Annotated in this window: 12 protein-coding genes; 4 read left to right on the top strand and 8 right to left on the bottom strand. The window is 63.1% G+C overall.

Annotated features, from left to right (window positions below):
• The first annotated feature begins 1 nt into the window (after nt 1).
• Nucleotides 2-430 (top strand): DUF4440 domain-containing protein, encoded by a 429-nt coding sequence (locus NKH89_RS17160; RefSeq protein ID WP_023716686.1) that lies wholly within the window; start codon nt 2-4, stop codon nt 428-430.
• A 48-nt stretch (nt 431-478) separates the two neighbouring features.
• Nucleotides 479-1,738, top strand: coding sequence for an ABC transporter substrate-binding protein (locus tag NKH89_RS17155; RefSeq protein WP_352482748.1), 1,260 nt, complete (start codon nt 479-481; stop codon nt 1,736-1,738).
• 74 nt (nt 1,739-1,812) lie between these two features.
• Here the strand turns inward: NKH89_RS17155 and NKH89_RS17150 are convergent, their stop codons facing one another.
• The 3 genes from NKH89_RS17150 to NKH89_RS17140 all read right to left on the bottom strand — a co-directional run bounded on the left by NKH89_RS17150 (nt 1,813) and on the right by NKH89_RS17140 (nt 3,968).
• Complete coding sequence (locus NKH89_RS17150; protein WP_352482747.1) at nt 1,813-2,730, bottom strand: sigma-70 family RNA polymerase sigma factor; 918 nt, start codon at nt 2,728-2,730, stop codon at nt 1,813-1,815.
• A gap of 22 nt (nt 2,731-2,752) precedes the next feature.
• On the bottom strand, nt 2,753-3,091 hold the full coding sequence (locus NKH89_RS17145; protein WP_352909387.1) for a dihydrofolate reductase family protein: 339 nt from the start codon (nt 3,089-3,091) through the stop codon (nt 2,753-2,755).
• Nucleotides 3,092-3,428: 337 nt separating this feature from the next.
• Nucleotides 3,429-3,968: an Lrp/AsnC family transcriptional regulator gene (locus tag NKH89_RS17140; protein WP_352482745.1), complete on the bottom strand. Its 540-nt coding sequence runs from the start codon at nt 3,966-3,968 to the stop codon at nt 3,429-3,431.
• A gap of 48 nt (nt 3,969-4,016) precedes the next feature.
• Between NKH89_RS17140 and NKH89_RS17135 the strand changes: the two genes are divergently transcribed.
• Together NKH89_RS17135 and NKH89_RS17130 are read left to right on the top strand one after the other, a co-directional pair.
• Nucleotides 4,017-5,198 carry an MFS transporter gene (locus NKH89_RS17135; protein ID WP_352493945.1) on the top strand — a complete coding sequence of 394 codons (1,182 nt, stop codon included), beginning with the start codon at nt 4,017-4,019 and terminating at the stop codon, nt 5,196-5,198.
• A 49-nt stretch (nt 5,199-5,247) separates the two neighbouring features.
• On the top strand, nt 5,248-5,676 hold the full coding sequence (locus NKH89_RS17130) for a GNAT family N-acetyltransferase (RefSeq protein ID WP_352482743.1): 429 nt from the start codon (nt 5,248-5,250) through the stop codon (nt 5,674-5,676).
• On the opposite strand, the gene NKH89_RS17125 is transcribed toward NKH89_RS17130, so the two are convergent.
• The 5 genes from NKH89_RS17125 to NKH89_RS17105 all read right to left on the bottom strand — a co-directional run bounded on the left by NKH89_RS17125 (nt 5,677) and on the right by NKH89_RS17105 (nt 11,422).
• A complete protein-coding gene (locus NKH89_RS17125; protein ID WP_352909386.1) occupies nt 5,677-6,801 on the bottom strand; it encodes an anhydro-N-acetylmuramic acid kinase in 1,125 nt (374 codons plus the stop codon).
• A gap of 5 nt (nt 6,802-6,806) precedes the next feature.
• Nucleotides 6,807-7,808: a serine hydrolase domain-containing protein gene (locus tag NKH89_RS17120; RefSeq protein WP_352482740.1), complete on the bottom strand. Its 1,002-nt coding sequence runs from the start codon at nt 7,806-7,808 to the stop codon at nt 6,807-6,809.
• Between the two features lie 70 nt (nt 7,809-7,878).
• The gene (locus NKH89_RS17115; protein ID WP_352493946.1) at nt 7,879-9,627 is read right to left on the bottom strand and encodes an ABC transporter ATP-binding protein; all 1,749 of its coding nucleotides are present in this window, start codon (nt 9,625-9,627) and stop codon (nt 7,879-7,881) included.
• Nucleotides 9,624-10,463, bottom strand: a complete 840-nt coding sequence (locus tag NKH89_RS17110) for an ABC transporter permease (protein ID WP_023716694.1) — start codon at nt 10,461-10,463, stop codon at nt 9,624-9,626. Before NKH89_RS17110 ends, NKH89_RS17115 begins: the two co-directional genes overlap by 4 nt.
• Nucleotides 10,463-11,422, bottom strand: coding sequence for an ABC transporter permease (locus NKH89_RS17105; protein WP_352482735.1), 960 nt, complete (start codon nt 11,420-11,422; stop codon nt 10,463-10,465). Before NKH89_RS17105 ends, NKH89_RS17110 begins: the two co-directional genes overlap by 1 nt.
• Between the last annotated feature and the right edge of the window lie 18 nt (nt 11,423-11,440).

The raw sequence follows: 11,440 nt of genomic DNA, 5'->3' as shown, positions 1-11,440 counted from the left end.
CATGGACGAGAAGCCCTCCTTGCTTTCCCGCGCCAGTGCCGAAGTGGTCGATCTCCACCGCTTCTTCGTCGACTGGTTCAATGCGGCGAGTGCGGACAATGCAGATTTCAGCCGCTTCGAACGCGTCATGGGCGAAGGCTTCTGCATGGTTGCGCCGGACGGTCAGGTCCTCGATCGTGACGCGGTGCTCGACCATGTCAGGGCAAGCCGCGCCACCTCTGATGGCGATTTCAGTATCTCGATCGAGGATATCCGGGCCGGCTGGCAGTCAGACGACACGATCGTCGTCTGTTACATCGAAGCACAGCAGCGCGGGGGCAAGCACAGCCGCCGCCGCTCGAGTGCGGTCTTCACCACCAGCTCATCGGCGCCCAACGGCGTCGAATGGCGACATCTGCATGAAACCTGGCTGCAGATGCCGGAAGACTGAACAGGTTCAAGGCGTCAATGAGAGTCGTGTAACGAAAGGGGAACAACAATGAAAAAGACCATACTTCAGATCACCACTGCGCTGGCTCTGGTGACAGCGGCCGGTGCAGCGCAGGCCGCGGATTGCAAGATCACGGTCGGCCTCGTCATGGAACTGACCGGTCCCGCCGGCGAATACGGCCAGGCCGGCGCAAAATCGGTCGAAATGGCCTTCCGCGATATCAACGAGGCGGGCGGCGTGCGCGGCTGCGACCTAGCAACCGACACCCGCGACAGCCAGAGCCAAGGCAACATCGCGGTCGATGCCGCGACACAACTCGTGCAGGTCAAGAAGGTGCCGGTGATCATCGGCGGCATCATTTCCTCGGTGTCGATCCCGATCCTGACCTCGGTCACCGCTCCGGCCAAGATCGTCCAGGTGTCGCCTGCTTCCTCGTCGCCGACGCTGACGGCGCTTGGGCGCGACGGCAAGACCAACGGCATCTTCTTCCGCACCATCACATCTGATGCGCTGCAGGGTGTCGCTGCCGCCAAATACGCCATCGACAAGGGTTTCAAGAAGCTGTCGGTCATCCACGTCAACAACGACTTCGGCGTTAACATGGTGGCGGAATTCTCACGCGCCTATAAGGCGCTCGGCGGCACCATCGTCTCCGACACGCCCTACAATGAAAAGCAGTCGAGCTATGCCTCGGAAGTGACCGCGGCGATGGCCGGCGAACCGGACGGGCTTTATCTCGTCAGCACGCCTGTCGACGGCGCGACCATCGCCCGCACCTGGATTTCGCAGGGCGGTGTCCAGAAGTTCCTGCTCAATGACGGCATGAACAGCCCGGACTTCATCGAATCCGTTGGCGCGGATTACCTGAAGGATGCGTACGGCACTTCCTCCGGCACCAGCCCGACCGCATCGACCGAGTATTTCACCAAAAACTACAAGGAATTTTCGGGCATCGAACCCTCGAACCCGGCGGCCGATCGATCCTATGATGCCGGCGCCATCGTCGGCTTGGCCATCGCCATTGCCGGCTCTGAGGATCCGGCCAAGATCAAGGACGCGATGTACAAGGCGGTCGACCCGGCCGGCACGCCGATCTATGCCGGCAAGGACGAGTTCGCCAAGGCGCTCGGCCTGATCAAGGAGGGCAAGCCGATCCGCTACGAAGGCGTCATCGGTCCGGTCGCCTTCGATAAGTATGGCGACATCACCGGCCCGTTCCGGCTCTGGAAGATCATCGACGGCAAGGTGACGACCGACGGCGAAATGACGACGGATGACGTCAACGCCTTGCAGGCGAAACTTCAGTAAGCGCCTATGCCCCGTCCGGCATCGATCCCATTTCATTGAGGTCGATGCCGGACACTTGCAGGTCCTGCTGCCGGTTAGGCCGGCCCGGAAACGACCACCGCACCAGCGGCCGGCATGATCCAGGGGCAGGCATAGTAATCGGTGACGCGATTTATGATCCCGCCAGCGGCTTCGATCCGAACCGGATGGGCCGGCTTCCAACCGTCTTCGCCATGGTGAAGCACGAGCAGCACCGCCTCGCTATCGATTATGCCAATCGCCATTTTCCAGGTCGTCGAGGCTCTTTCGTATTCAACGAAGTAAGGTGATTCCGATAGCCTTCCCTTGAAGCAATCCGCGACTTGCAATTGGGCATCCGCGCTGGTCAGCGCCCGTACCCCGTCCCAGTCGCGGCGATTGAACAGTTCGACATAGCGGCTGAGCAATTCCAGAAGTTCCGGATCGCGCTGGGGCTCCGAACGGACGATTGGCTCGCCTGACAAGGCGGCCAATTTGGAGCGGCCACGGCTCAACGCGGCCTTGACGCCACCCACGGTCGAGCCGACGAGATCGGCGATCTCTTCCAGCGAATAGTCGAAGACATCCTTGAGCAGGACGCAGGCGCGTTCCTTGGGCGGCAGGTGGATAACCAGCCGTTCGATCGCGCGATCCGCGCCGTTGCCCACCGGCTCGACCGGCAGGATGATCTCGTCTTCGACGAAATTGGCCTCCGCATGCTGACGCACCTGCCGGCTTCGCAGGAAATCGATGCAGCGATTATGTGCAATGCGAAACAGCCAGGGGCGAAGAGCACTCGCATCGTCCAGCTTCTCGATCTTCCGATAGGCCTCGAACAGCGCCTCTTGCATCACGTCTTCGGCGTCGAGCGTCGAACCGGTCATGCGTGCACAGTAGCGGTGCAGCCGCCCACGCAAATGCGCGACTGTCTCCAGGAAGCCGGCGTAGCGGACGTCGAAAAGCCCGGTCGGGTCAAGTCTTGGCTGCATCTTCATGGGCATTCAATTCGGCGGCGGATCACAGCGGGACATAGGTCAGCGTAATGACGCCGTTCTTGAAACGGTGCGTATCTATAAGCTCCAGCTTGACCAGGGATGGGTCGACATCCTGGAAAGCGCGTTTGCCATGCCCGACGCGGGTCGGCACGATCGAGAGTTGATACTCGTCGACAAGCCTGTTGGCGAGCAGCGTCTGGTCGAGATTGCTCACTCCATACTTCAGTATGTTGCCGCCGGCCTGTTGCTTGATCCTGGCAATTTCGGCAGCGACGTCGCCTTCGATCAGCGATGCGTTCCAGCTCACCTCCTTGAGGCTGCGCGACGCAACGAGCTTCTTCAGTCCGTTCATGCGGTCCATGTACTTGCTGCCTTTGACCTGCGGCCAGCGCCGAAAACATTTCATAGGTGATGCGGCCGAGCAGGAAAAAATCGGCCTCGCCGGCCTTTTCATAGGAGTGCTCCTTCATCTCCTCGTCGAAGAAGGGCGAGGCCCATTCCATTGGCGCTTCGATGACGCCGTCCAGCGAAATGAAGCTGCCCACTATCAATTTTCTCATCGCATATCTCCGGTTGCGCACAGGCGTCCCGTGAGACCCAAGAACCGACGAAAACGAAACGGCCCGATGGATAACCACAGGATGCAGTCTCTAGGACGTTCCCGGTTCGACTTTGGATACGCGTGAGGATCGTTTGAGTTAATAGAGCGGCTTGGCCATGTGCCGGGGCGTCGGCCACTCCGTCGTAATCCCCGGCTGCACTGGCCGCTCCAGATAGGTCGATAGCACCACGTAACTTCGCGTCGAGGTGACGCCGGGTGTTTCGTAGAGGCGCGACAGCAGGCCTTCGAGCGCCCGCGTGTCCTCGGTGCGGACCTTGATCAGCATGCATGTGTCGCCGGCCACCGAATGGATCTCCTCGACTTCGGGATGTTCGGAAATCGCCATCAGCTCCGGCGTCTTTCCCCACCCCTTGGTATCGATATGGACGAAGGCGAGCAGCGGCTTGTGTACCGCCTTGGGATCGATGATGGCCGCGGTGTTGCGGATGGCGCCACTCCGCCGCAGGCGCTTGACGCGTTCATGGACTGCCGGCGGCGAAAGGCCGACGCGGTCGCCGAGCTCGGCATAGCTGATCGTCGCGTCGTCGACCAGGACGCCTAATATTTTTCGGTCGATTGCATCGATATCGCGGGCGGCAGGCCTGTTCTGCGGAATGCCATCTGTTTCTTCATCCATATTAAAATTCCCGATTGAAGCAGAATTTAATACGGCCATTATTGCCATATGTCGAACAGTGATCAAGTCGCCACATTCGCAGCGGCCCCCAAGCCGCCAATCCCGGCACTCGCTTACCTGCTGACCGGGTGCATTGCCGTGATCGGCTCGAACTCGCTTGTGCTCGGTCCGATTGCACCGGCGGTGGCCGCGTCGTTCGGCACAAGCGTGCCGGCGGTCATGATCGCGTCCGCCGCGTTCGGGCTCGGTACGTCGGCAAGCGCCTTGTTCCTGGCGCGCTACATCGACCGGCTCGGCGCCCGCCGCATGCTGCAGGGAGCGTTGCTGCTGCTGGCAATAGCGCTCGTCGCCAGCGCTGCGGCGCCGACGGTGACGGCGCTGGTCGCGGCCCAGCTTCTCGCCGGCATTGCTGCGGGTGTCGCCATGCCGGCAATCTATGCCAGCTCCGCCGCGATTGCGCCGCCCGGTCGTGAAAGCGGGACCATCGGCGTCGTGCTGACCGGCTGGACGCTGAGCATGGTCGCCGGCGTTTCGCTGTCGGCCGTACTTGCCGACCTGGTGCATTGGCGCGCCGTGTTCGCGGCGGTCGCGGTGCTCGCAACACTCGCATTGGCCAGCCTCACGTTGACGTTGCTCAGCGACGTCAGGAAGAGCGGTCCGGCACCGACGCCGCTGGGCGCCTTGGGTATTCCCGGCATAGTGCCGCTTCTGGTCGCCTGCGCCGCCTTCATGACGGCGTTTTATGGCGTCTATGGCTATCTCGGCGATCACCTTCACAACGGCCTGGGACGGCCGGTCAGTGCCAACGGGCTGGCCGCGCTCGCCTATGGCGCCGGCTTTGGCACGGCGGCACTTCTTGACGGCGTCATCGATCGTCTGGGCGCGCGGCGGGTCATGCCGTTTGCCTATCTGCTCGTCGCGCTCGTCTATGTCGCGATTGCTGCGGCAAGTGGCAGCTTCGGCCTGACCATAGCGATGATAGCCGTCTGGGGCCTTGCCAATCATTTCGGGCTGAACGTCCTGGTGATGCGCCTATCGGCGCTCGACCCTGCGCGCCGCGGCACGATCATGGGTTTGAACAGCGCGGTGACCTATCTCGCGGTGTTCGTCGGCACCACGGCGTTCGGGCCGCTTTATTCCACGTTCGGGTTTGCGGCATCGGCGGTGGTTGCAGCCTTGCTCATGCTGATCGCTGCTGCGGCAGTGGCGTGGCGTTCGCCGAAGCTATAGCGCAGCAAGGCTTGCGTCTCGGCCCGGTCCTTCGATAGATGCTCGTTGGATGGACAATACAACGCTTGAGACAACCGCCAATCCCTTGCCGCACGAGCTGGCTTTTCTTGGAGAGCGGCTTGCGGCGTTCAACGACAGCGATGTCGGCGCCTCCGGCAGGAAGACATTGGCCGTGTTCGTGCGCGATGAGCACGGCGCGATTGTCGCCGGCATCTCGGGATACACCGCCTGGGGCTGGCTCTATGTGCAATGGCTCTGGGTCGATGAAAAGCTGCGCGGCCAGCGCATGGCCGGCCGGATGCTCGAGGCAGCCGAGAGGGAGGCGATGGCGCGCGGCTGTCACGGCGCCTGGATCGACACGTTCAATCCCAAGGCCGCCAAGGCCTATGAGCGCCAAGGTTATCGACCGTTCGGTGCGCTCGCCGACTTTCCCATTGGCCGAAGCCGTATCTTCCTGCAGAAGAAATTGGTGGCTTAACTAGCCGGCAAGGCGTCCGCCGCACATCGGCTGTGGCACGCCGGTCGTGCTGGGGAAGCTGATCGGCAAGCCCCTAAGCACGCGCACAGCCAGGAAGGCAAAACACTCCGCCTCCACCGCGTCGCCCTTCCAGCCAAGCGCCTCCGCCGGCACGGCTTCGACGCCGGCGCGGCTGGCAAGCATGGCCATGATCGTTGGGTTGTGGCGACCGCCACCGCTGACCACCAGCCGCTTCGGCCGGCGCGGCAGAAGATCGAGCGCCTTGCCGACCGCGGCCGCGGTGAAGGCCGTCAGCAGGGCAGCGCCATCCTCGGCATTCATCCCTTCCGCCATCGAGGCGCCGAAATCGAAACGGTCCAGCGATTTCGGGTATGGCTTGGTCAAGTACGGGTGCTGCAGGAGCTTGGCCAACCGTGCCTCATCGACCGTCCCGACGCGAGCCAGCGCGCCGTCGCGGTCCATTTCGCCAAGCCCCTTCGACTTGATGAAGTCGTTCAGCGGCGCGTTGGCGGGTCCGGTATCGAAAGCGATGACATTGTCCTTGCCGTCCCACCAGGTGATGTTGGCGACGCCGCCGAGATTGAGCACCGCCGTGTCGCCGCTGGCGTCGGCTTCGCGCAGCAGCGCGGCGTGATAGGCCGCCGACAGCGGCGCGCCCTGGCCGCCGGCGCGCATGTCGGCCGAGCGGAAGTCATAGGCGACCTTGGTGCCCAGGATGGCATGCATCAGCTCGCCATGACCGAGCTGGCGACTCTGGCCCAGTCGGCCTACTTGCGGGGCACGGTGCAGCACGGTCTGGCCATGAAAGCCGACGACGCCGATGTCGGCCATGGTCAGGCCGTGGCTTTCGACAAGATCCTTGACCGCCGCAGACTGGGCGCGCGTCAGCGCCTCCTCTGCCTCGTGGAAGATTGCCGGTTCCGGCCCGGTGAAATTCCAGTTCCTTGCCTGCCTAAGCGTCTCTTCCAGCAAGGTCCGGATCGACTGCGGGTAGGGGGCCAGCGTGTAGGTGCCGAAATCCGCGATCCGCTCGCCGTCGGTCTTGATCAGCGCGACGTCGATATTGCCGTCCAGCACGGTGCCGGTCATCAAGCCGACGGCCCACATTGGTTCGCCATTTTTCATGATTGTCAGGCTCCGTTGACGAGATCGCCGACCGCTTGGCGAAGCGCTGCGATCCCGCTGTTGAAATGACGTGTCGGATGGATCCGGTTGGTGAGCAAGGTCCACGCTCTGCTTTTGTCGAAGTCGACCCAAAGCCCGGTGCCGGTGAAGCCGGTATGCCCGATGGTTTCGGGGCTGCACAGCCGGCCGCCGGACCAGCCTTCGTAGGGTCGCTCCCAGCCATGGGTGCGGGTTGCCGACAAGGGCGTGCGCATCAGCGCTATCGAACGCTGCGACGCGCCGGTCCCGTCCAGCAGCCCTCGCGCAAAGTCGAGGACCGAAGCTGCCGTTCCGAACAGCCCGGCGTGACCGGCCCCTTGCAATGCCGAGCAATTGTCGTCGTGGACCTCGCCTGACAGCACGCGATGGCGCCATGTGCAATCTTCTGTGGCCGCCGCTTGACCCGGTTCGGCGGAGAACGCGAAGCCAGGACCGGGATCCATGTCGCGAATGGTCTTGCCGGACAGGCGCTCCAGGACGAAGCCGAGCAGAATGAAGTTGATATCGGAATAGACCGGCTCCCCGACCTGCCACTCGCGCTGCAAGACAAAGGCGCGCAACAGCTCGGGGTCACGCCCATAGGTGTAGATCGGCGCGACGGCGGGAAACGGTGTCTGATGGCCGAGGCACTGGCGAAACGTCACCGTCCGCTCCCAGGCCTTTTCGTCATATTGGCGAAGATCGGTCAGGACCGAAATCAGCGGCGCGTCGAGGTCGATGACCCCCTCTTCCGCCAGCGCCAAAATGCGCGGTGTGGTGAAGATGATTTTTGTCAGGGATGCCAGATCGAACCATGTCCCGACATGCATCGGCCTTATCTTCGGCACGACTTGGGCTGAGCCGATTGCCCGGACGATGCGTTCGCCGTCCCGGTCGACCATGCCGAGCACGCCGCCCGGAATGCGCGCCGCAGCCACTGCCGCTTCGAGAGGGGCGAATGCGCGGGAGAAGAGATCGGGATCGATCAATTGCGGCGTCCGTCTGAAAGGCAGCGAGGGAGCTGTCCGTCTGCCTCTGCATGCTTTCGGGCGACAATCATCACACTTCCACCCGTACTCTATGATCCGGCCCGAACTGCTGCCATTTTGCCGGGCCCGGCTCAAATCCCAGCGGACGCACGAGCGAGGGAACCTGGCGCGTGTCCAGCTCGAAACGTTCATGCCGCCGGTCTATGGTGGGAACGGCCGCGATAAGCTGTTTGGTATAGGAGTGCTTCGGCTCCGAGAGCACCAATCTGGCATCGCCGATCTCGACGATCTGGCCGGCATAGATGACCGCGATGCGATGGGCGATCCGCTCGACCACAGCCATGTCATGCGAGATGAACAGATAGGCCAGCCCGAATTCACTCTGCAGCTCGATCAAAAGCTCCAGCACTCTGGCCTGCACCGATACGTCGAGCGCCGAAACCGCTTCGTCGAGGACGACAACGGAGGGATTGAGCATCAGCGCACGGGCAATGCACAGCCGTTGGCGTTGGCCGCCGGAGAATTCGTGCGGATAACGCTGCAGGCTGTTTTCCGGCAGGCCGACGCGGTTCAGCAGCGCGGCCATTTTCGCTCGCGTCTCAGCAGTTATCCGCCCGCCCGTGGCGATCACCGGTTCCGCAAGAATGCTTTCGATGGCGAGCCTGGGATTAAGCGAGCCATAGGGATTCTGGAACACCATCTGCACGGGAAGGGCGCTCTGCCCGGCGGCGGCCTTGCGCGTGCTGGCCAAGATTGTGCCGCGCGTCGAGCGCACCAGCCCCAGAATCGCACGGGCGGCGGTGGATTTTCCGGAACCGCTCTCGCCGACGACGGCCAATGTTTCGCCCGGCATCAAGTCGAAATCCACACCGTCCACCGCATGCACGGCACCGCTGGCGCGGCTGAAAAAGCCACCCTTGACGGGAAATCGCACCACGAGGCCATCGACCTTCAGCGCCGGCTCGGTAGCTTTTTGCTTTTCGCGTTGCATGTCTTTGCGTGTCGCACTGCCGCCGGCGAAATGCGGCACCGCATGAAGCAGATGCCGCGTATAGGGATGCTGCGGATCGTCCAATATCTGGTTCAGCGCGCCTTGCTCGACAGCTTCTCCGCTTTGCATCACCATCACCTTGTCGGCGATACCTGCAACCAAGCCGATATCGTGGGTGATGAAGATCATCGACATCCCGGTTTCCTGCTTCAACTCGGCGAGCAACGCCATGATCTGCGCCTGCACCGTAACATCCAGCGCCGTCGTTGGCTCGTCGGCAATGAGCAGGCGCGGGTTGCAGGCGAGCGCCATGGCGATCATCACCCGCTGCAGCATGCCGCCCGAAAGCTGGTTGGGCGTGTATTTCAGCCGCCGTGCTGCGTCGGGAATGCGCACACGGTCGAGCGCGTCCTTGGCCGCCGCCGTCGCTTGCCGGCCGGTCAGGCCGCGATGCAGGCGAAACGACTCCTCGATCTGCCTGCCGATGGTCAGCACCGGATTGAGCGAGGTCATCGGCTCCTGGAAGATCATGCCGATTTCGCCGCCGCGGATCTTCGTCAGCTGCGGCTCGGCCGCGGCGGTCAGGTCGAACATGCTGCCGTCGGCCCGCTTCAGCTTGATCGAGCCCGCGGTGATGCGGCCGCCGCCATAATCGACAAGGCGATTGATCGAGAGCGCCGTCACCGATTTGCCCGAGCCGCTTTCGCCGACGATGGCCAGCGTTTCGCCGTCAGCGAGATCGAAGCTGACGCCGCGCACGACCTCATTGGCTGACGGCTTTCGGCCGAAGCCGACGCGCAAACCGCTGACGGACAGCAGCGGGATCATGCGATCGATCTCCGCGTCTTCGGGTCGAGCACATCGCGCAACGCATCGCCGAGCAGGTTGAAACCGAGGATGCTGATCATGATCGCCACCCCCGGGAAGATCATCAACCAGGGAGCTGTCTCCATCAGGTTGCGGCTGTCGCTCAGCATCAGGCCGAGCGACGCGGCGGGCGGCTGCGTGCCGAGCCCGAGGAAGCTCAAGCCGGCTTCGGTGAGCAGTGCCCAGGCCAGCGCCAGCGTCACCTGAACGGTCAACGGCGCGACCAGATTGAGCAGCAGATGCCGTGTCACGATGTAGCTCGAGCTGCTGCCGAACGTGCGGGCCGCGTCGACGAACTCACGCGCCTTGAGCGACAGAGCCGGGCCGCGCACCACGCGCGTGAAGATCGGCGTGTAGACGATGGCAATGGCGACGACACTGGTCCAGGTTCCCGGTCCCGCAACCGCGACGATCAGCAGCGCCAGCAGGATCGCCGGGAATGCCAGCAGCACATCCATGATGCGCATCACCAGGCCGTCCCAGCGGCGCCCGAACCAGGCTGCCGCCAGCCCGAGCACGGTGCCGGCCAGTGTCGCGAAGGCGACCGAAAAGAAGGCCACGAGGAAGGACTGGCCGATCCCGGTCATCAGCCGGCTTGCGACATCGCGGCCGAACAGGTCCGTGCCCATCCAGTAAGTGCTGTCAGGCGCATGCAGCCGCTCGACCCGGTGCTGCGTCAGCGGATTGTCCGGCGTCAGCCCCAGCATGCCAAGTACGGCAAGCAGCAGATAAAGCGCAACGATGGCACCGCCGATGCGGCCGCTGGTGTGCGCAAGTATGGCCCGCAATGTCGCCATCAGTGCTCGCTTAGCCGAATACGCGGGTCGAGCGCGACATAGGCGAGGTCGACGAGGAGATTGACGATCATGAAGTTGAAGGCGATGAACAGCACGCTTCCCTGCACCAGCGCATAGTCGCGCTGCAGGATGGCGTCCAGCACCATGCGGCCGAGACCGGGCAGCGCATAGATCTGCTCGACGATGACTGCCCCGCCCAGGAGATAGCCGAACTCTATGCCGCTCAGCGTCACGACCGGGATGAGCGCATTGGGCAAAGCATGCCGCCAGATGACGCCGCGCGCCGAGACGCCCTTGCTGCGCGCGGTCCTGACGTAATCGTCGCTCAGCACGTCGAGCATCGCCGAACGCGATATACGGGTGACCGACGCCGCGAAGGCGAAACCGAGCGTGACGGCCGGCAGCAACAGCTGGCTGAGATTGCGCAGCGGATCCCGCCACAGCGGCGAAAACTCGCCCATCGCCGGCAAAACGCCAAACCCCGCCGACAGCGTGTAGATGATCAGCAGTGCAAGGACGAAGTTCGGCGTCGATTGTCCGATCATTGCGACAACGCGCACGCCGAGATCGGAAAGCTTCTCATTGTGGGTGGCGGCAAAGATCCCGGCCGGCATGCCGACGACAAGGGCGATGATCATCGACAGCAGCGCAAGCTCCAGCGTCAGCGGGAAGCGTTCGAGAATAACGCCGAGCACCGGCCTGCCATAGGTGGACGAAATGCCGAGATTGCCTTGGAAAAGACCAAGCAGCCAACGCCAGTACTGGATGAACCAGGGCTGGTCGATGCCGAAATAGGCCGCAAGCGCGTCGCGCTGAGGAGGCGTCAGCAGGCCGGCTTCGCTTCCCAGCATCGCCGTGATCGAATCGCCCGGAACCATCCGGATTGCCAGGAACACCACGATGGACACGCCAAGCAGGACGAGAGGGAAGGTCGCCAGTCGCCGCATCAGATAGTTCACGCGAAGAATATCCTCTCG

Source organism: Mesorhizobium sp. M0923 (assembly GCF_040319365.1).
Classification (GTDB): Bacteria; Pseudomonadota; Alphaproteobacteria; order Rhizobiales; family Rhizobiaceae; genus Mesorhizobium.
This window is presented reverse-complemented; position numbering and strand designations above follow the sequence as displayed.